Raw genomic sequence first — 18,468 nt, 5'->3', positions numbered from 1 at the left:
GATGTTGTGTCGATAGCGACAGCGGAGGCGAATCCACTCACCCGCACAGCCGGTGCAGGTGAGCAAACCCTTAAACATGAAACCCTAAATATTGTTCGGCAACAGCCGCACTTGGTTGGGTGCGCGGATCAATTTGCTGCACAATCTGACCTTTTTCAATCACATGAATCCGATCCGAGAGCGCATACAGAAACTCAATATCCTGCTCCACCAGAATGATTGAGATATCCATTTCATGCCTCAGCCGTTGCAGCGTCTCGATGATCTCCTCACAAATATTCGGTTGAATGCCTTCGGTGGGTTCATCCAGCAACACCAGCTGTGGCTGCCCGCAGAGACAGCGCGCCAAAGCCAGCAACTGCTGCTCGCCGCCAGACAATGCGCCGCCCGGTTGGGCCAGTAAACGTTTCAGACGCGGAAAAATCTCCAGCATCTGTTCGATGATCTGACCCGCGCGGGAAAAATGCTTCACGCAGCCCATGCGCAGATTCTCCTCCACCGTCAACAGCGGGAAAATTTGCCGCCCCTGCGGCACAAATCCAATGCCCGCCGACGCCCGTTGGTGCGCCTGATAGCGCGTGATATCAATACCGTTGAGCGCAAGGGTCCCTTGCCAGGCAGGAAGTTCTCCCATAATGGTGCGTAATAACGTGGTTTTTCCCATGCCATTTCGCCCTAATACGCCAGTGAAGGATTTCGCCCCAACGAACAATTCGGACAGGTGCAATACCGGAATTTTGTTGTAGCCCGAGACCATCTCTTTAATTTCAAGCATGTTTAATCTCCAGATTGCCGAGATACGCCTCTTTCACCAATGGATTCTGCGTCACTTCGCGGAAGCTCCCTTCTGCCAGTACCGCGCCCTGATTAAATACCGTGACCTGTTGCGCGATCATGCTGATGAACTCCATATCGTGCTCCACCACCACCACGGTGCTCTGCTGATTGATGGCTTTAATCAGTTGCGCGGTTTTGCGTACTTCCTGATGTGTCATGCCGGCGGCGGGTTCATCCAGCAGTACCAACTGTGGACGTGAAATCAGGATCATCCCTAATTCCACCCACTGACGCTGCCCGTGTGCCAGCTCAGAAAGCACGGCATCCTGATGATCCTGCAGTCCGATATCGTGCAACACCTGATCAATCGCGGCGGGTAGCGCCGCTTTCGCCAGCTTGTTCGCCGCTGCTTGCCAGAGATTCTCCCGTACGCTTAACCCTTCAAATACGCTTGGCACCTGAGTTTTGATGCCGATACCCAGCCGTGCGATATCCCACGGGCGTTTACCGGAGATCACCTGATCGCGGTAGCGGCATTCCCCGCGCGTGGGCGTCACCTGGCCGCTGAGCATTTTGAAAAAGGTGCTCTTCCCCGCACCGTTAGGGCCAATCAGACAGCGCAGCTCTCCCTCATGCAGAGTGAAATCCACTGCTTTAACGGCATGCACACCGCCAAAACTGACGCCCATTTTGCGGGTTTCTAACAGGACTGTTGCCGTCATTGTTTCACCTCTGTCACCTGCGTGCGGGATGGGGTTGACGTGGTCAGGCGCTTACGCCGCACCAATCGTTGTAGGGTCGGCAAAATGCCTCCGGGGATCAGCAGCACAAACACCGCCAGAATGACGCCCAATACCAGATTGACGTCCACCGTCTGCTGCGCTCCCAGCCGTGTCACCATCCACTGCAACAGCACACAGCTGATCACCGGACCAATCAACGTGCCGCGCCCTCCAACAATCACCCAAATGATGATCTGTGCCGACTGGCTGATACTAAACACGCCGGGGCTGACAAAGGCACCCCAGTTAACGTAGAGGCATCCCGCTAACCCGGCAATGGCCGCGCCAATGGCAAAGGTGACGAGCTTATGTGCCGGTACGTTGTAGCCGAGCAGCCCTGCGCGCTGTTCATTTTCCCGAATGGCCACCACCGTTTTGCCAAAGCGGCTGAGCAGCACAAACTTCAGTAGTGCATAGCAGAGCGCCAACGCACCGGCCGTCACCATAAAGATCGCCTCCGGTGACAAAATGGCATCTGGCTGGAATGGCATGTTAAGTGTCGGCACTGAAGGAATACCATTGAACCCACCCAGCAGCGCTTCGCCGATATGGTATTCACTGCCCGAGGTGGAGTTCACCCAGTTAAACAGCACCAGGCTCACGGCTAACGTGATCGCACCGAGGTACACATCACTGACGCCGCCGTAGAAGATCACGTAACCAAGCAGCAGCGAGAACAGCGTGGGCAAGAGAATCGCCATCACCACCGCCCAGGTGGAATCACCCCAGTTAATGGCGCAAATGGCGTAGGTATACGCCCCCAGGCCAAAAAATGCCGCCTGACCAAAACAGAGGATGCCGCCGTAACCCCAAATAAAGGCCAGGCTCAGTGACAACAAACCCATCACCAGAAACACTGTGATAGAGAGCAAGGTGTAAAGCTCAATCACGCCAGAGAGCCAAAATGCCAGCAGGATCAGCATCAGCGCACTCAATACGATGCGCACTTTTTCTGAGAACAGTTTCATTACAGCGATCTCCTGAAGAAGCGGCCGGTGATGCCCTGCGGCAGCAGACGCAGCAGTACAATGGCACTTAGCAACAACGCCACCGCGCCAAACACGGGTGTGGAGAGATAGGTGACCAATTGCGAAATGGTGCCGAACAGCGTGGAGGAAGAAAGTGTGCCGGCAATAATGGCACTCCCTCCACCAATCACCGTGATAAAGGCTTTGGCGATAAAGCTGACACCAATCGTCGGGATCACCCCGGTGATCGGTGCCAGCAACGCGCCACCCAACCCCGAAAGTGCCGCGCCAAGGCCAAATGTCAGGCTGTAAATTTTGCCGGGATTACTGCCGAGTGCCGCCGCCATGCGTGCATTTTGCATCGTGGCACGCGCGCATAAACCCAGCGTGGTAAAGCGCAGCAGCAGCCACAATGCCGCCACCAGACACAGCGCAAACACAATCATAAACAGTGAATAGCCGCTGGTACTGTAGCTGCCGACACTGACGCTCGGCAGCGGCGAACTGATACCCAGCGTGGTGTTGCCAAACAGCATAGTGGCAGCGCCAATCAGCGCCAGGCTCAAACCCCAGGTGGCCAGCATGGTGTCGATCATCCGGCCATACAGATGGCGAATAATGACGCGCTCAATCACGATGCCAAAAACCCCGACGCTGAGAGGTGCAATCACCAGCATCGAAATCCAGATCGGCACGCCAAAGTGGTTGGTAGCCATGATTGCGCTATAGCCGCCCAGCATCATAAATTCGCCGTGCGCCATATTGACGATTTTCATCATGCCAAAGACCACCGCCAGGCCCAGGCTCATAATCACCAGTACCGCGATGGCATTCAGCACTTCAATGCCATAAATAATCGACAGATCCATACAGGGCTCCCGTTACAGCTCGATCTGATACTGTTTGGTATCGCGTGGGTTTTTCTTCAGGTCGCACACCATTGCCGTATCAACCGGTGCCTGATTGGTAAAGGTTTCCAGAATTTTCATCTGATGGTTCTCTACCTCGGCAATGTGCACATCCAGCGAGCAGTGATGCGTGGTGGGATCGACCGTTAACTGGCCGCTTGGTGACGTCAATGTGACGCCTGATTCCAGTGCCTCGATCACTTTCATGCGGTCAATATCACCCGCCTTACGCACCCCTTCGGCCCAAATCAACATGCCCTGATACGCGCCCATCGCCAGGTCGCTGATGTACATGTCGCCGTAACGTGCATGGAATTTATCCACGAAGGCTTTATTCTCAGCAGACGGGATCTCTTGCATGTAATTTGCCGCCACCAGAATGCCGTTGCTCTCTTCAGGTGACAGAATGATGTGTTCATTACCACCGCCAAACACCGTGGAAGCGATGGGGATTTTGTTGCTCATACCTGCGGCGTGCCACTGGCGATAAAAGGAGATATGCGCACCACCGACCAGGGCTGACCACACCATGTCAGGTTTAGCGCTCTGGATTTTTGAAATCGCGGCACCAAAATCAGTCACATCCAGCGGGAAGAATTCCACCGTCATCACTTCCCCGCCGTTATCACGTACCGACTTCTTCACCCACGATGAAACAATCTGGCCGTAGTTATAATCCGCTGCCAATACATAGACTTTTTTGCCCCACTTTTTCATCGCATAAGGCACCAGTTTTTCCACGGTCTGCGCAGGTGTGGAGCCGGATGAGAAGTAGTTGCGGTCACACACACCGCCTTCATACTGCGCAGGATAAAAATAGAGCGAACGGAAACGATCCAATACCGGACGAATCACTTCGCGCGATGCGGAAGTAATGCCGCCGTGCACCACCGCCACTTTGTCTTTCAGAGCGGCCTGCTGGGCGTATTGCGCGTAGAGCTGCATGTTGGATTGCGCATCGTAATTGATGATTTGCAGCGGTCGGCCTAATAATCCTCCAGCGGCGTTGATCTCATCCGCGGCCAGATTGATGGCGTTGGACATGGGTTTGCCGTAAATATCCAGTCCGCCCGAGAGGTCAAGAATGCTCGCCACTTTGATAGCGTCTTTGCTGTCAGCGGCTAAGGTGAATGTTGGTGCAACCCCTGCTGCCAGGCCTAATGCCGATACGGCAGATCCCTGAAGAAATGAACGACGACTAATAGCCATAGCACCCTCGCAATGAAGTTTTTGGAATGAATAGAGATGGAGTATTCCGGGAACCGGAAGAAACAGAGATGAGCAGCAGACTGCACTGTCTGCATAAATAGAAATCAAGAGCCACAGCATTGGGGCATGTCATTGAGATTAGCAATAACCGGGCCAGAAATTAAAAATGAATGCCCAGGTTATTTATTTACTGGCTCCATTGGCCGCCAGCGAGTTCAGAACTGGGCTTCATCCGCCAGCCACTTTAAAGCGCACAATCAAATAGCGACATTTTATTTATTCACTGACTTGTTTAATGCACTTAAACACAGCAACAGGCACTCTTTCGGTGCAAATAAAATTCAGTCACTGACGCTGTCCGATAAAACACAGCGGATGGCGGTCTGAACAAAGATGTAATTTACAGATGGATTACCGTTTTAAATCCTGATCGTCCTCACCCCTATCATCTTATTGAGGAGTCACAATGTCGGACCATTCCGTATTACCTTCTGATGCTGCGTTAAAGATCCGTGCTATTCAGTCCCTCTTGTCAGAAAAAGGTTTCCTGAGCCAGGACGTAACTGACACCATCGTGGACTATTTCGAAACCAAAGTCGGCCCACGCAATGGCGCGCAGGTGGTAGCAAAAGCCTGGTGCGATCCCGCGTTCAAAGCACGTTTGCTGGAAAACGGTCGCGATACAGTTAACGAACTGGGCTTTGCCGGGTTTGAAGGGGCCACACTGCATGTGCTGGAAAACACAGATAGCGTGCACAACATTGTGGTTTGCACACTGTGCTCCTGCTACCCATGGCCGGTACTGGGTTTGCCTCCCATCTGGTTTAAATCCACGCCTTATCGCTCGCGCGTAGTCATCGACCCGCGTGGAGTCTTAGCGGAATTTGGTACGGATATCCCCGCCAGCAAAGAGATTCGCGTCTGGGACAGCAACGCAGAAATCCGTTATTTCGTCCTGCCACAGCCGCCTGCTCACAGTGAGGGGCTGGATGAAAACGCCTTAGCCCAATTAGTCACCCGGGATTCAATGATCGGTACACGTATTCTTTAAGCGGAGAGCAGCCATGAATAATATCCACGACTGCGGCGGCATGCAGAATTTAGGCCCCATTGAAATGGAGGCCAACGAACCTAATTTTCACAGCCAGTGGGAAAAAGATATTTTCGCCACCACGCTGATATTTTTCATGAGCGGAAAGATCGTGTTGGATGATTTTCGCTATGAAATCGAAAAAATGCCGGTGACCGAATATTTGCAGTCGAGCTATTACGAGCACTGGTTGTTTGCGATTGAACAGTTAATGTGTAAGACCGGTGTATTTACCGAGCAGGAATTACAACAGCGTCTCACTGAACTCTCTGCCTGAGGACTTATGATGAACACCTATTCACCGCAAGGCTATCTCGATTTAATCACCACGCCACCTAATTATCATCGTCCGGTGGATGTCGCTCCTCAATATCAACCCGGCGACACCATTATTACGCAGAATCTGAATCCGCTCAGTCATACACGTTTGCCTCGCTATGCGCGCGGTAAAAAAGGGGTGATTGTCGCGAACTACGGTGCCTGCGTGTTTCCCGATGCACTGGTCGCGCATCAGCAGGAAAAGCCGCAGTATGTCTATCTGGTGAAATTCAGCGCCGCTGAATTATGGGGAGAGACCAACGATAATTTCAGTGTTCATCTCAGCGTCTGGTCCGACTATATTCAGGGCAAAACTGAGGAGGCGACGCATGGATGAGTTGCATGCCATCATCGCTCAAGTCACAGAAGCCGATCCTGCTTTCGCACAACCGTGGGAAGCCGATGCCTTTGTTATCGCGGTGGCGCTATCACAGCGCGGCTATTTTAGTTGGCCGCAATGGGTGGAACAATTTGCGCAGGAGATTCATCACGCTCCACAACGCAGCGATGAAAGTGCTCACACCGCTTACTATCGGCAATGGCTGAGTTGCCTGGAAAAGATCTTGTCCCAGCATCATCTGATCCCGCGGTCCGAATTATTGAGTCGTGAAGCGCAATGGCGTCAGGCGTTCCTCAACACCCCTCACGGCAGCCCGGTGGATCTCGCCGCCACCAGCTGTCCCCCCGACCATTTACATGACCATGATCATCATCATCACCACCATCATGATCACCACGCAATGCCGCCATCAATCCAGCCGCTGCGGGTCTTCGCCGCCGTTGGATAATCATTTGGGGAGCATCTATGAAAGTGCTGAGTAATAAGCAGAAAGGCATGGCGGTGATAAGCGGCGCGATGCTGTTCAACTTGCTGGTGATCGGCACGGCGTTGGTGACGTTTCAGCATTCACCCGTCGCGCTCAGCGTAGCGCTGTTGGCGTATCTGTTTGGGTTACGCCATGCCGTCGATGCCGACCATATTGCCGCCATCGATAATGCCACGCGCAAGCTGAGCAATGAGGGGAAGAGCCCTTTCACGGCGGGAATGTGGTTTTCGCTGGGGCATGCCTCCGTGGTGCTGATCGCCTGCCTGATATTCGCCTTAACCACTCGACCGCTGCAACAGATGTTTCCGGGCGTCAAGGAAGTCGGCGGTATGATCAGCACGCTGATCTCCGGCGCGTTTCTGTTGTTGCTCGCCTGGGCTAACAGCCGAACGCTGTGGCAATGTTTTCGTCAACGTCAGAGGTTGCTGCGCGGCGATGCAACCCCTGTTCCGCAGGCAAGCCATCACCATGGCGTGTTGACCCGGCTGTGCGCCCCGCTGTTTCGCATGGTGAGCAAAAGCCATCATCTGTTCCTGATTGGATTTCTGTTTGGCATTGGTTTTGATACCGCCACCGAAGTGGCGATTTTCGGCATGTCGGCCAATCATGCTGCGGGCGGCGAAGCGATACTCCACATTATGTTGATGCCGCTATTGTTCACCGCGGGCATGATGCTCATCGATACCACTGATGGCGTCATGATGTTGAAGCTGTATCGCTGGTCGCAGTTCGATCCAATGCGCAGTCTCAATTATACCCTCGCCATTTCGTCGCTTTCGATTGTGGTGGCTTTTGCGATTGGCTGTTACGAAGTGTCAACGGTGTTGCAGCTCAACACGCTGATCTCTCCTGCACTGGACGGCATTATGGAGGCAGTGATCAGCCAGATGGGTTGGGTGCTGATCGTCACTTCGATGGGCGTATGGCTGGTGTTTTTCCAGCGGGCAAAGCGTCGTACGTTATAGAACGGTGGCGGCTTCGTGCCGCCCTGTTGATTGGAACTGATCGAATGAATTCCTACCGATAATGACAGACCTTCCTGTCAAAACATCCCTACTGACACATACTGCTGAGAGTTAAAAATCATTGAAATTAATAATCATTCTCATTATGGTGCGGAGTGATGTGCACCAACAAATCAGATTATTAGGATTTCAATGCCTTATAGATTTTCAGCGATAAACCGTTCCATTGGCCTGCTGTTATTGTTACTTGGCAGTGTCGCCACCAGCGTTGTTGCACGCCCCAATATGACGCCACTCGGCCCCAATATCGCCGACAAGGGCTCCGCTTTTTACCAGTTCTCTCTTCGCGGATTTGATTCGGCGGATGGCCTGCGGCATTACAAGGTTTGGACTGCCGTGCCAGATAAAGCCCCTCCACCTTCGGGCTATCCAGTCATCGCGATGCTGGATGGCAACGCGGTGATGGACAGACTCAGTGACCCGCTGCTGCAAAAACTCTCGTCAGGTAACCCGCCGGTTTTGGTGGTGGTTGGGTATCAAACCACCCTGCCGTTTGATGTCAACGCGCGAACTTTCGATTACACCCCGCCTGATAAAGAACATGGCGATGCAGGATACACCTTCAGCCGCGGTCGCAAGGGCGGCGGAAGCATCGCATTCCGCGAATTGCTTGAGCAGCGTATTTTGCCCGCAGCGGAGAAAGGTTTGCATATCAATCATCAGCAACGTGCGCTGTGGGGACACTCCTACGGCGGGTTATTTGTACTCGACAGCTACCTCTCCTCTCCAGTGTTTACGCGTTATTTCGCTGCCAGCCCATCGATCGGCCAGGGGTACACTTCTTTATTAAGTGAGATGCAGACCCGAAAAACCAGTGATAAGCAGATCACTCTGATGGAAGGTAATGGCGACCGCCGCAGCGATAGCAACACGGCAGAACCTGAAGTGTTGCGCGCAGTACGCATCACTATCGAGGATATGGCAGAGAACGGCGCGGTTGCACGCTATCAACTCTTTCCAGGACTTTCCCACGGACAAATGTTTGGTGCTTCAATGGAAGAGGCGCTGCTGGAAATGCCGCAGATAAAATAACATGACGAAGTGGGCGCAAAACAACGCGCCCACTTCGTGGCTTAATTAAAGAACTTGATATCCGTGGGCGTGGGTATTTTCGCTGCATCGCCCGCCGCTTTCAGCGCACCGCTATTCGCATCGAAATGGAATAGAGAAATATTGTTGGTGAACACGTTTGTGACATAAAGATATTTTCCGCTGGCATCAAATGAGAACGCCCGAGGTTCGATACCATTCGCTTTATAACTGACCGGCTTGCCTAACTGGCCATCTGTCTCAATTTTAAACACCAATAGTTTATTATCTGAGCCACGATTCGCCGCAATCACATATTTACCGTTCGGACTGAGAATAATTCCGCCGCCGCTACGGTATTCAGCACTGTTATTTTCAGTGTTCAGTTTCACAGTAGCGCTGCGATCAAGACGATCATCTTTCACGGTAAACACCGCGATCTCACCGGCCATTTCCGTGGTGACATACGCATGCTTGCCATCCGGTGAGAACACCATATGACGCGGGCCAGATCCGGCGGTAAAGGTTACGTCACGCGCGTTGTCCGCTTCCAGTGGCTCAGACTGAGTGGCGTGATAACGGTAGGCATGGAGTTTGTCACCGCCGAGATCGGCAGCGTACAGATATTTGCCGTCGTGGGTAAAGGTGGTTGAGTGCGCGTGGCCACCATCCTGACGCCCTTTCACCGCGCCCGTGCCCTGATCAAAGGCAAAGTGCTGCACCTGCTCACCCAGTTTACCGTCATGATGAATCGGGAACACCGACACGCCCGCGCCGCCTTTCGCCACCGAATAGTTGGCGACAAACAGGAATTTTCCGTCTGGACTGATGGTGGCATGCGTCGGCTGCTGGCCATGGCTATCCACCACGTTCAGCACCTTCACCTGACCGTTTTTATCAACGGACAGTGCGGTGACGGCCCCAGCGTTTTCTTCGTTGGTGGTATAAGCAAAGCGTCCATCTTTGGATTTTACAATCCATGACGGGCTTTTCATTTTGATCACATCAAGTGGCGTTAAGGTGCCATCAGCATTCACCTTGAGGCGATACAATCCTTCGCTAGAGTGATCCGGTTTTTGCTCTAATGGCGCATCCGGAATTGACGTCCAGGTACCCACTAAAGCGATTTGATGATGTTCCGCGGCATTTGCCATAGCGCTCCCCGCCAGTGAAAAAACAGCTAGCGATAATGCCACGGTTATGTTTGATGCTAAACCGCTGAATGCGGCTTTTTTATTTCTATTCATTTTAGGACCCCACCATAATCGGAATGTTTAACGACTATAGTGGGATTAAATTGAATAGCGCCCGGCCATGGTGACCGGGTTCACAGTATAGCAGAATAGTTTTTAGGAAATCGTGCCTTTAAATTCTGGCTCATCACGATTCAAGGTAAATATCTGCCAGTCAACCTGTTTGGCATGCAAGGTAAATACTGCTGTCGCCAGGGTGTTCTCTTCATCCGGATCGTTCGGCGAGAGGCGATAAATCGGCAGCTCCGCATCATGCTGGTCAGAGAGAATCGCGATAGCTGCATCCCCATCCAGCTGCGTTTGTGTCTCCAGCCATGCCATTAAACGCTGCTGGCGTGAGCCGGAACTGGCCGTAATCACCTGTTCGACGTCATCAAGCTGCGGATGAATCAGATGATTAGCATGGGCAAACACTGCGGTCAGTGGCGTCACCGAGCAACCCGAACCCGTGGCTTCCACGCTAAACAAACGGCTGTCGCCCATCTGTCCCAACGTATGATGGAAAGCCCCTGCGCGCGGTGATGTGGTGAGAATGCTGATGGCCTCATCCAGCGTGGCCGCATTCAACGCGGCGCGAGCCAGAATCTGACGCGGCACGCCTTCAGGACGATGCAGCGCACGAATATTATTCACCGTATTCACCACGCCCCGATCATTAACGGCAATGGTATGACCGCAAATCGAACCCGGATAAGCAAAGCTGGTAAACCCCATCCCGCTATCCGGTCGGATGCTCACGATGGCACAGTCATTTCGTAATTGCGGGAAGCCATCTTCATTGTGCGCGATGGTCAGCACACCATCAGCACGCTGCCCCGCCACGGTAGTGCAGCCATCCGAAGTTGAACGCACTAAGTCACCGCGACAGTTCCAGGCAAACACCTCCTCAATCGGCGCCTGTAAACCTGCGGCCAGCCCTTCCAGCTCTTGCCAGATCAGTGGATAGCGCGTCTCGACCAACGCGCGCAGGGTCAACGTTTGATCGGCGTCTTTCATGCCGGTCACCGTTTGCCAAAGGGCGGTGAGCTTCAGCTTTTGGTGCCACGCCTCACGGCCAAATTCACCCAGTTGCTGACCGATTTCAAAGGCGGAACCACGGATTGCGAGTTTTTTCATGTTGTTATCGTTCACTTCAGTTCAGGAGACGTGCTGCAAGAATTCTTTCAGACGCGGATTGCTGCTGGCCGTCAGCAGCATATCAGGTGGGCCATCTTCGGCAATGGTTCCGCCATCAATAAAGATCAGACGTGAGGCCACCTCACGCGCAAAACCGATTTCATGTGTCACGATTACCATTGTCATGCCTTCATCCGCCAACGAGCGCATCACTTTCAGCACTTCATGACGTAATTCAGGGTCCAGTGCCGAGGTGGGTTCATCAAACAGCATCATCTTCGGCTTGACGGCCAGTGCACGCGCAATCGCCACTCGCTGCTGCTGGCCGCCAGAGAGTTCGGAAGGATAGTGATTGGCGCGCTCACGCAAACCCACACGATCCAACAGTGCCATCGCCTGTTCACGAGCCGCGGATTTGCTCAGCTTGCGCACGCGAATCGGACCAAACATCACGTTTTCCAACGCGGTGAGATGGGGGAAAAGATGGAACTGCTGAAATACCATGCCTGCTTCACGACGGATATCGCACTCATTGGCGTGCGGATCGGTGATGTGCATGCCTGCCACCAACAGCGTACCGGAGGAGATCTCTTCGAGTTTATTGATGCAGCGTAACAGCGTCGACTTACCGGAGCCTGATGGCCCAATAATCACCACCACTTCACCGCTTTCAATCTTTAAATTGATGTCGTGCAGTACCTGAGTGGTGCCGAAGTTTTTCGACACCGCGCTAAATTCAACCATGCTCATAAAATATGAATCCTTTTCTCCAGTTGCTTCAGCAGGAAACTCAGGCACAACGTCACCAGCAGATAAATCATTGCCACTGCTGTCCAGACTTCCAATGCACGGAAGTTACCGGCAATAATCTCCTGGCCCTGGCGAGTTAATTCCGCCACACCAATAACGATAAATAACGAGGTGTCTTTGATGCTGATAATCCACTGATTACCCAACGCGGGGATCATACGGCGTAGCGCCAGCGGCATGATAACGTACCATACGGTACTGCGTTGTGATAATCCCATGGCCAGGCTGGCTTCTTTAAAACCTTTATTAATGGAAAGAATCGCACCACGTGTAATCTCCGCAATATAGGCGCCAGAGTTAATGACAATGGTCACAATCGCAGCCGTGACCGGATCGATACGGATCGGCATGACCATCGGCAGTGCAAAATAAATGAACATCACCTGCACCATAATCGGCGTTCCGCGGATTAACTCAACGAAAATCAGTGAAAGTGTTTTTGATATTCTACCGCCCAATGCACGACAGGTGCCCGCCAGCAAACCAATAATAAAACCACCCAGCAATCCTGATAGCGAAATAATCAGCGTTAACTGTAATCCCTGTAACAGCAGTGGCAGGGACTCCCAAATATATTTACTTTCGAAATTCATCTTTCAACCCGTAAAAGCGAAACGAGGCCGATTCTCACCGGCCTGGCGGGATTATTTTGGCTGCTTAGCAAACCATTTCACGTAGATTTTGTTATAGGTGCCATCCGCGCGCAGTGCCTGCAACGCAGCATTCACTTTTGGCGTTAAGCTGCTGTTCTTCTGCATCGCAAAGCCATAATGCTGTGGCAAAATGCTATCGGTTTCACCGGTGGATTTTACTTTGCCATCGCCTGCCGTTTTTACGTAATAGAGCACGTTAGGTGAGTCATGCACCACGGCGTCGAGGTTGCCGGCTTGCAGATCAAGATAGGCATTATCGATGTTCGGAAATTCGACGTAGTTTGCTTTATATTTGCTTTTCATAAAGCTGGCCGCGGCTGTGCCTTGCTTCAGGCCCACTTTTTTGCCAGATAAATCGCTAAATTTAGTGATGGAATTATCAGAGCTTTTCACCGCCATCAATAAATCGGCGTCATAATATCCTTCACTGAAATCGACAACTTGTTTACGCGCATCGGTAATGGTAATGCCCGCCATCGCCACATCCAGATTACGCGATTGCAAGCCAGGAATTAAACCACCAAAATCCATTGGGCGTAATTCGTAGCTGACGTGCATTTTCTTAGCAATGGCATCCCATAAATCGATATCAAAGCCTACATACTTGTCGCCTTGTTTAAATTCAAACGGTACAAATGCGGTATCCACACCGACGGTTAATTTATCTTGTGCTGCAGCAACAAAACTGGCTGAACAAGCAACCAATGCTAACGTAACTTTTAATTTAGAGAATAATGCAGACATAATAACCCTCAGCGTCAGTGAAATAGTGTGCGATAAATGTCACCCAGCGAAATATTTCGGCGGGAGTAAGAAGATAAATCCATTTGATATTCAGGGCGCATCCGATCACGCCCTGATAAAAACGACGGCTTATGCCGGGATAATAACATCCCGTGTTTCGGGTACCGGCGTCTGTGCGCCGTTCATGATCATCGAGAGGAAACTGTAATAACCATTGATGCCAATTAGATCGACCACACCCTTTTCGCCCCATAAATCGATGGCTTGTTGCCAGGTGGCGTCAGAGACTTTTTGCTGTTGATGCAGCTGCTGACAAAAGTGGTAGATCACCCACTCATCGGCCAGCAAGTCATCGGGCAGGCGATTTTCATTAATGGCCTGTACGGCAGCAGCGGATATGCCCTTTTCACGGGCGATGGGCGCATGAATCGCCCACTCCACCGGCTGCGACCAGTGCCGGGCGGTCATAAGAATCGCCAGTTCCGATAAGCGCTGACCGAGCGCACTCCGGTAACGCAGGTATTCTCCCATGCGCTGCGCGTGCGCCATCAACTCCGGACTGCGCAGTAGAGGTTCAAAGGGTGGAAGCAGCGCACCACGTGGACCGTTAATGATCTCTTCTGCCAGTGGACGTTGCTGCTCGTCCCACTCATGCTCCGCCAGTGGCGGTAAACGATTAATCATAATTTACCGGTCTCTTCGCAAATCACGGTCGCCAGCGTATCCACCACAAAATCGAGCTGGCTCGGCGTAATAATAAACGGTGGAGCAATCAGGATATGATCGCCATACTGCCCGTCAATGGTGCCGCCCATCGGATAGACCATCAGGCCGCGAGCCATGCAGTTGCCTTTGATACCGGCATGCAATTTCAGCGCGGGATCGAACGGGGTTTTACTCTCTTTGTCGCGTACAAGCTCCACACCGGCAAATAAGCCGCGCCCACGCGTGTCACCCACATGGGGTAATCCCCCGAGCACTTTACGCAGTGCATTTTGCAGGTAAGCGCCCTGCTGCTTCACGGCATCCAGCAGGTTATCGCGTTCAATAATTTGCTGCACCGCCAATGCCGCTGAAGCCGCCGTCGCGTGGCAGATGTAAGTATGACCATGCTGGAAAAGACCACTGCCCGACTGTAGTGCTGAAACGATCTTTTCACTGGCCAACACGGCGCCAATTGGCTGATAACCCCCGCCCAACCCTTTGGCGATAGTGACCAAATCCGGCACCACATCATCTTGTTCAAAGGCGTGCAACGTCCCGGTGCGGCCCATACCGCACATCACTTCATCAGCGATATACAGGATGCCGTATTTATCACACAGCGCACGCACGCCTCTCAGATAGCCCGGCGTTGGCGGTGTCGCGCCGGTGGTGGCCCCCACCACCGTTTCAGCACAAAAGCCAATAATGGTTTCAGGGCCTGCATCAATGATCGCCTGTTCCAGTTCATTGATCAGACGCGTGGTGTATTGCTGTTGTGATTCATCAGCACGACGATCGCGATATTCATTACAGGCTGACACGCGAATCACGTCGATCAGTAACGGGGCAAACTGACGACGACGCCACTCATTGCCGCCGACGGCCAGCGCGCCCAGCGTATTGCCGTGATAGCTCTGTTTGCGCGCAATAAATTTGGTGCGTGACGGCTGGCCGATTTCAACGAAATACTGACGTGCTAATTTCAGCGCGGTTTCCACGGCTTCCGAGCCGCCGGACACGAAATAGGCATAGTTGAGATCGCCAGGCGCCGTGCGCGTTAGCTGTTCGGCAAGCTGTTCTACGGTATCGCTAGTGAAGAAGCTGGTGTGAGCGTAAGCCAGTTGGTCAATTTGACGATGCATGGCCGCTAACACATCAGGATGTGCATGGCCTAAGCAGGAAACGGCGGCACCACCGCAGGCATCAAGATACGGCTTTCCTTGTTTATCGAAGATGTACGCCCCTTCGGCGCGTGCGGCTACGGCGGGCGTGCTACGCAAGCTGCGGTGAATAATGTGGCTCATACTGGGTACTGCTCCTGAATACGCGACGGTCATTAAGCGCATCTTGCAGGATTCATTTGGATCACGTCAACGCAATAATGATTCACATGCATTCTATTTTCTTATGACGGATGCAAATGAATCATTTATCAGGATTTACCTGGCACCACATAAGCGCCCGATTCAATCAGATAGCGTTCGGCATTTTCGATTTTATGCACGGCATCACGGCCATGGCGCGCCACCAGCATCGCCAGCAAACATTCGGCCAGCCCCATGCCAGAGACCACTGAGGGGAAGAACGACGGGCTGTCGATAGAGAATAACAGGGTGCAGTCGGCGGCCTGTGCCAGCGGGGAAACCGGTGAATCGGTAATCGCGATAATCTTCGCGCCAGCCTGCTGCGCGGCGTGCAGCACATCCAATGACTCGCGGGAATAAGGCGCAAAGCTGGTCAGCAGCACGCAATCCTGCTCGGTGAGTTCACGGGTAAACACTTCAATATTGCTGGCAAGGCCATCAATCAGTGAGACCTGGCGATTGAAGAGTCGGTAAACATAAAACAGTGACCAGGCGATGGGAAAACTGGCACGAAAACCACAGATGTAAACGTTGTCAGCGGCATCGAGTAAAGCGACAGCCTGCTCCATTTCTGACTGGTTTTCGTTTTGCGTGTAGGCCAGATTGGCCTGATGCGCGTTGAACACCTCATCATACAGCTGCGGCTGGGTGCCTTTCGCAATCAGTTTTTCGGCTTTGGATACGTATGTATCATTACGCAGGCCGATATCATCAATAAAAGCATCTTTCAGTTCGCCCCAGCCTTGATAGCCCAAACGTTGCGCCAGGCGTAACAGGGTTGCGGGTTTGACGCCTGCTTCCACCGCAAATGCGCGCATCGATTGCACCACCAGTTGATTGGCGTTTTGCAGTGCGAATTCGGCGGCGCGCTGCAGTTCCGGTGACAGCTCACTGAACTGACTGACAATTTTATCCCGAAGATTCATAACGTTTGGTCGTTGATGGCAGATGGATGCATATAACCATAATTGCAACGATGAGAAAACCAGGCGCGATGACGATTCCTCATGTGGCTATCTCCCCGGTAGAGCAGCCACGAAGGCGCAATTCTTTCCAATACAGTTGATCCTTGCCGTGGTTTAATCACGCCCACAGAAAAAAATAAGGACAGGCTCGTTGCTATGCTGCAGTTTTCAAATGGCTTTTTGCTGAGTTTATCGCTGTGCCTTGATATTGGATTGGCCAATATCGCCATGATTACCCTCGCGATGCAGCGCGGCTATTTTCACGGCTTTTGGCTGGGAATAGGCACCTGTATTGGCGACCTGATTTATGCGCTGCTGGCGCTGGCAGGCATGGCAGTGGTATTGCAGTTTACCGCGGTACGCTGGGTGTTGTGGATTGGTGGCGGAGTTTTACTGCTGTGGTTCGCGGGTAAAATGCTGATCGCCGCACTGCGTAAAGACGCGCCGTTACCTACCGCAGAGCAACAGCCTTATCGCTCATTGTTGCGCGAGTTTAGTCGAGGCGTCGTGCTGGCGATGTCATCGCCCACCGCGATTTTGTGGTTTGCCAGCGTGGGCGGCGCACTGATTGCTCGTATGGGGCACGGCAGCGTCAAGGCCACCTCCTCTTTCCTCGGCGGATTCTTTATCGCGGGAGTGGTCTGGACTTGTGTGCTGTGCCTGGTAGGCAGCATGGGCGGTAAGCTGCTGGGTCAGCGCCTGTTGAAATACTCTTACCTCGCCTCCGCACTGATCTTCTGTTACTTCGCCGCCTATGTGATGGTGTCAGGCTATCGGGAGTTTGTGCTGGGCTGAGGCAATTTGCTGGGCGTAATGGTGTGGCGTGGTACCCATCACTTTGCGAAAGGCATTAATGAAGTGGCTCTGATCGTAAAAACCGAGTTGCAGCGCGGCTTCCTGCGGATGTATCCGACGACGCAACAGTTCCCGCGCCTGCTGTAGCCGCAGTTGCATATGATATTGCAACGGCGGCAACCCGGTGAGCTGGGTGAAACGACGCACCAGATGATACTTACTTAGCCCGGCACGCTGTGCCAGCGCATCCAGTTGCGGCTTCTCATGCAAGTGCTCACGCAAAAATTGCTTCACCTGCTCAATAATCTGCACGTCTCCCTGCAAGGTACTCTCTTTATCGTCGAGGAGTTCACCACACAGCCACAACAATTGTTGTTCCAGCATTAACTCATCAGCTGCGCGTGCAGCCCGATCGAATGCATGAATCGCCTGGAACAGCCGTTCATCATTAAACACCCCTTCACGCAAAGCTGGCGTAGCGGTGATACCAAACCTTTCCGTTAAGACCGATTGGGGCAAGTGGATGCTGATAAAACTCACCGGATCATTGCTGAACAAAGATGATTGAACCGCGAGGGGATTATAAATCGTCACCTGTCCGGCAAACACGTCAGAGACCTTGCCATCGAGCCAAATCTCTTCACGCCCGCTGAGATTAGCGCAAATCACATATTCGTCATGCAGATGACGCGGAAAGCGGCTGCCAGTGGCGTTAACGCGCGAACATTCAATGCCATTGCGGCTGAACCAATCAGATGAGGAGAGGGACACATGATGCTCTGGTGAATAGGGTGATGCGTTATAACAGCATCGCCAGTTTTGAATTGCAATGCTGCCGGGTTGTTGCGGACTGATTAGCTTTAGTGGCGTTTTAAAGTGTTTGCCGGGAGCGGCGTAGCGACAACGGCTCCCGACAAAGAAGGCAGCGTTTAAATTCCCGCAATCCGTTTCAAATCAGCTTCAGCCCCCGGCGCTACCGCCAGCACCTGAGCGCCTTTCAGCAAACGTTCACCTTCGGTATTAAACGGGTGATACCAACCGCCCGCCTCTTTCACCAGACAATAACCCGCCAGGCAATCCCATGCGTGCATATAGGGTTCGTAGTAGCCCACCACCCGACCCGCCGCCAC

General features: G+C 52.7%; 23 protein-coding genes. 8 read left to right on the top strand and 15 right to left on the bottom strand.

Annotation, left to right across the window (positions count from 1 at the left end; genetic code table 11):
- Positions 1-70: 70 nt before the first annotated feature.
- The 5 genes from IAE30_RS28275 to IAE30_RS28255 are packed head-to-tail and all read right to left on the bottom strand — an operon-like array spanning position 71 to position 4,644.
- Positions 71-775 (bottom strand): ABC transporter ATP-binding protein, encoded by a 705-nt coding sequence (locus IAE30_RS28275; protein WP_045816696.1) that lies wholly within the window; start codon positions 773-775, stop codon positions 71-73.
- Positions 768-1,499 (bottom strand): ATP-binding cassette domain-containing protein, encoded by a 732-nt coding sequence (locus tag IAE30_RS28270; protein WP_045816695.1) that lies wholly within the window; start codon positions 1,497-1,499, stop codon positions 768-770. The genes IAE30_RS28275 and IAE30_RS28270 overlap by 8 nt, the downstream gene beginning before the upstream one ends.
- A complete protein-coding gene (locus tag IAE30_RS28265; RefSeq protein ID WP_200681463.1) occupies positions 1,496-2,527 on the bottom strand; it encodes a branched-chain amino acid ABC transporter permease in 1,032 nt (343 codons plus the stop codon). Before IAE30_RS28265 ends, IAE30_RS28270 begins: the two co-directional genes overlap by 4 nt.
- The gene (locus IAE30_RS28260; protein ID WP_045816693.1) at positions 2,527-3,396 is read right to left on the bottom strand and encodes a branched-chain amino acid ABC transporter permease; all 870 of its coding nucleotides are present in this window, start codon (positions 3,394-3,396) and stop codon (positions 2,527-2,529) included. Before IAE30_RS28260 ends, IAE30_RS28265 begins: the two co-directional genes overlap by 1 nt.
- 12 nt (positions 3,397-3,408) lie before the next feature.
- Positions 3,409-4,644: an ABC transporter substrate-binding protein gene (locus IAE30_RS28255; RefSeq protein ID WP_045816692.1), complete on the bottom strand. Its 1,236-nt coding sequence runs from the start codon at positions 4,642-4,644 to the stop codon at positions 3,409-3,411.
- A 126-nt stretch (positions 4,645-4,770) separates the two neighbouring features.
- On the opposite strand from IAE30_RS28255, the gene IAE30_RS28250 reads away from it, so the two are divergent.
- From IAE30_RS28250 to IAE30_RS28220, 7 genes are all read left to right on the top strand, one after another.
- The gene (locus IAE30_RS28250) at positions 4,771-5,031 is read left to right on the top strand and encodes a hypothetical protein (protein ID WP_200681462.1); all 261 of its coding nucleotides are present in this window, start codon (positions 4,771-4,773) and stop codon (positions 5,029-5,031) included.
- 79 nt (positions 5,032-5,110) lie between these two features.
- The gene (nthA, locus tag IAE30_RS28245; RefSeq protein ID WP_200681461.1) at positions 5,111-5,695 is read left to right on the top strand and encodes a nitrile hydratase subunit alpha; all 585 of its coding nucleotides are present in this window, start codon (positions 5,111-5,113) and stop codon (positions 5,693-5,695) included.
- Positions 5,696-5,708: 13 nt separating this feature from the next.
- Positions 5,709-6,011: an SH3-like domain-containing protein gene (locus tag IAE30_RS30470; RefSeq protein ID WP_200539360.1), complete on the top strand. Its 303-nt coding sequence runs from the start codon at positions 5,709-5,711 to the stop codon at positions 6,009-6,011.
- A gap of 6 nt (positions 6,012-6,017) precedes the next feature.
- The gene (locus IAE30_RS30465) at positions 6,018-6,389 is read left to right on the top strand and encodes an SH3-like domain-containing protein (protein ID WP_200539361.1); all 372 of its coding nucleotides are present in this window, start codon (positions 6,018-6,020) and stop codon (positions 6,387-6,389) included.
- A complete protein-coding gene (locus IAE30_RS28230) occupies positions 6,382-6,840 on the top strand; it encodes a nitrile hydratase accessory protein (protein WP_200681460.1) in 459 nt (152 codons plus the stop codon). Before IAE30_RS30465 ends, IAE30_RS28230 begins: the two co-directional genes overlap by 8 nt.
- 17 nt (positions 6,841-6,857) lie before the next feature.
- Complete coding sequence (locus tag IAE30_RS28225; RefSeq protein ID WP_200681459.1) at positions 6,858-7,844, top strand: HoxN/HupN/NixA family nickel/cobalt transporter; 987 nt, start codon at positions 6,858-6,860, stop codon at positions 7,842-7,844.
- A 192-nt stretch (positions 7,845-8,036) separates the two neighbouring features.
- The gene (locus IAE30_RS28220; RefSeq protein ID WP_200681458.1) at positions 8,037-8,936 is read left to right on the top strand and encodes an alpha/beta hydrolase; all 900 of its coding nucleotides are present in this window, start codon (positions 8,037-8,039) and stop codon (positions 8,934-8,936) included.
- Between the two features lie 41 nt (positions 8,937-8,977).
- On the opposite strand, the gene IAE30_RS28215 is transcribed toward IAE30_RS28220, so the two are convergent.
- The 8 genes from IAE30_RS28215 to IAE30_RS28180 form a co-directional block, all read right to left on the bottom strand.
- Positions 8,978-10,087, bottom strand: a complete 1,110-nt coding sequence (locus IAE30_RS28215; protein WP_200681457.1) for a lactonase family protein — start codon at positions 10,085-10,087, stop codon at positions 8,978-8,980.
- 195 nt (positions 10,088-10,282) lie between these two features.
- The gene (locus tag IAE30_RS28210) at positions 10,283-11,302 is read right to left on the bottom strand and encodes a C45 family peptidase (protein ID WP_200681456.1); all 1,020 of its coding nucleotides are present in this window, start codon (positions 11,300-11,302) and stop codon (positions 10,283-10,285) included.
- 21 nt (positions 11,303-11,323) lie between these two features.
- Complete coding sequence (gene glnQ / locus IAE30_RS28205) at positions 11,324-12,046, bottom strand: glutamine ABC transporter ATP-binding protein GlnQ (RefSeq protein WP_200681487.1); 723 nt, start codon at positions 12,044-12,046, stop codon at positions 11,324-11,326.
- Between the two features lie 2 nt (positions 12,047-12,048).
- The gene (glnP, locus tag IAE30_RS28200) at positions 12,049-12,705 is read right to left on the bottom strand and encodes a glutamine ABC transporter permease GlnP (protein ID WP_200681455.1); all 657 of its coding nucleotides are present in this window, start codon (positions 12,703-12,705) and stop codon (positions 12,049-12,051) included.
- A 51-nt stretch (positions 12,706-12,756) separates the two neighbouring features.
- On the bottom strand, positions 12,757-13,509 hold the full coding sequence (gene glnH / locus IAE30_RS28195) for a glutamine ABC transporter substrate-binding protein GlnH (protein WP_200681454.1): 753 nt from the start codon (positions 13,507-13,509) through the stop codon (positions 12,757-12,759).
- A gap of 129 nt (positions 13,510-13,638) precedes the next feature.
- Positions 13,639-14,193 (bottom strand): carboxymuconolactone decarboxylase family protein, encoded by a 555-nt coding sequence (locus IAE30_RS28190; RefSeq protein WP_200681453.1) that lies wholly within the window; start codon positions 14,191-14,193, stop codon positions 13,639-13,641.
- Positions 14,190-15,518, bottom strand: coding sequence for an aspartate aminotransferase family protein (locus IAE30_RS28185; protein ID WP_200681452.1), 1,329 nt, complete (start codon positions 15,516-15,518; stop codon positions 14,190-14,192). The genes IAE30_RS28190 and IAE30_RS28185 overlap by 4 nt, the downstream gene beginning before the upstream one ends.
- A 128-nt stretch (positions 15,519-15,646) precedes the next feature.
- Positions 15,647-16,504 (bottom strand): MurR/RpiR family transcriptional regulator, encoded by an 858-nt coding sequence (locus IAE30_RS28180; protein WP_045816685.1) that lies wholly within the window; start codon positions 16,502-16,504, stop codon positions 15,647-15,649.
- 195 nt (positions 16,505-16,699) lie between these two features.
- Between IAE30_RS28180 and IAE30_RS28175 the strand changes: the two genes are divergently transcribed.
- On the top strand, positions 16,700-17,338 hold the full coding sequence (locus IAE30_RS28175; protein ID WP_045833283.1) for a LysE family translocator: 639 nt from the start codon (positions 16,700-16,702) through the stop codon (positions 17,336-17,338).
- On the opposite strand, the gene IAE30_RS28170 is transcribed toward IAE30_RS28175, so the two are convergent.
- On the bottom strand, positions 17,309-18,109 hold the full coding sequence (locus IAE30_RS28170; protein ID WP_200681451.1) for an AraC family transcriptional regulator: 801 nt from the start codon (positions 18,107-18,109) through the stop codon (positions 17,309-17,311). The two genes, IAE30_RS28175 and IAE30_RS28170, sit on opposite strands and share 30 nt — an antisense overlap.
- A 158-nt stretch (positions 18,110-18,267) precedes the next feature.
- Positions 18,268-18,468: inositol monophosphatase family protein (locus tag IAE30_RS28165; RefSeq protein WP_304622285.1), on the bottom strand; the 201-nt coding region annotated here is incomplete at its 5' end.

Origin of the sequence: Pantoea sp. S61, from assembly GCF_016625145.1 — a bacterium.
In the GTDB taxonomy this organism is placed as follows: Bacteria; Pseudomonadota; Gammaproteobacteria; order Enterobacterales; family Enterobacteriaceae; genus Pantoea; species Pantoea rwandensis_B.
The sequence above is the reverse complement of the archived record's forward strand: the minus strand, read 5'-3'. Positions and strand labels throughout refer to the sequence as shown.

Bases quoted from the DNA above. Each gene is read 5' to 3' on its own strand.
- IAE30_RS28275 (WP_045816696.1), bottom strand. From the start codon at position 775: ATGCTTGAAATTAAAGAGATGGTCTCGGGCTACAACAAAATTCCGGTA.
- IAE30_RS28270 (WP_045816695.1), bottom strand. From the start codon at position 1,499: ATGACGGCAACAGTCCTGTTAGAAACCCGCAAAATGGGCGTCAGTTTT.
- IAE30_RS28265 (WP_200681463.1), bottom strand. From the start codon at position 2,527: ATGAAACTGTTCTCAGAAAAAGTGCGCATCGTATTGAGTGCGCTGATG.
- IAE30_RS28260 (WP_045816693.1), bottom strand. From the start codon at position 3,396: ATGGATCTGTCGATTATTTATGGCATTGAAGTGCTGAATGCCATCGCG.
- IAE30_RS28255 (WP_045816692.1), bottom strand. From the start codon at position 4,644: ATGGCTATTAGTCGTCGTTCATTTCTTCAGGGATCTGCCGTATCGGCA.
- IAE30_RS28250 (WP_200681462.1), top strand. From the start codon at position 4,771: ATGTCATTGAGATTAGCAATAACCGGGCCAGAAATTAAAAATGAATGC.
- nthA (WP_200681461.1), top strand. From the start codon at position 5,111: ATGTCGGACCATTCCGTATTACCTTCTGATGCTGCGTTAAAGATCCGT.
- IAE30_RS30470 (WP_200539360.1), top strand. From the start codon at position 5,709: ATGAATAATATCCACGACTGCGGCGGCATGCAGAATTTAGGCCCCATT.
- IAE30_RS30465 (WP_200539361.1), top strand. From the start codon at position 6,018: ATGATGAACACCTATTCACCGCAAGGCTATCTCGATTTAATCACCACG.
- IAE30_RS28230 (WP_200681460.1), top strand. From the start codon at position 6,382: ATGGATGAGTTGCATGCCATCATCGCTCAAGTCACAGAAGCCGATCCT.
- IAE30_RS28225 (WP_200681459.1), top strand. From the start codon at position 6,858: ATGAAAGTGCTGAGTAATAAGCAGAAAGGCATGGCGGTGATAAGCGGC.
- IAE30_RS28220 (WP_200681458.1), top strand. From the start codon at position 8,037: ATGCCTTATAGATTTTCAGCGATAAACCGTTCCATTGGCCTGCTGTTA.
- IAE30_RS28215 (WP_200681457.1), bottom strand. From the start codon at position 10,087: ATGGCAAATGCCGCGGAACATCATCAAATCGCTTTAGTGGGTACCTGG.
- IAE30_RS28210 (WP_200681456.1), bottom strand. From the start codon at position 11,302: ATGAAAAAACTCGCAATCCGTGGTTCCGCCTTTGAAATCGGTCAGCAA.
- glnQ (WP_200681487.1), bottom strand. From the start codon at position 12,046: ATGGTTGAATTTAGCGCGGTGTCGAAAAACTTCGGCACCACTCAGGTA.
- glnP (WP_200681455.1), bottom strand. From the start codon at position 12,705: ATGAATTTCGAAAGTAAATATATTTGGGAGTCCCTGCCACTGCTGTTA.
- glnH (WP_200681454.1), bottom strand. From the start codon at position 13,509: ATGTCTGCATTATTCTCTAAATTAAAAGTTACGTTAGCATTGGTTGCT.
- IAE30_RS28190 (WP_200681453.1), bottom strand. From the start codon at position 14,193: ATGATTAATCGTTTACCGCCACTGGCGGAGCATGAGTGGGACGAGCAG.
- IAE30_RS28185 (WP_200681452.1), bottom strand. From the start codon at position 15,518: ATGAGCCACATTATTCACCGCAGCTTGCGTAGCACGCCCGCCGTAGCC.
- IAE30_RS28180 (WP_045816685.1), bottom strand. From the start codon at position 16,504: ATGAATCTTCGGGATAAAATTGTCAGTCAGTTCAGTGAGCTGTCACCG.
- IAE30_RS28175 (WP_045833283.1), top strand. From the start codon at position 16,700: ATGCTGCAGTTTTCAAATGGCTTTTTGCTGAGTTTATCGCTGTGCCTT.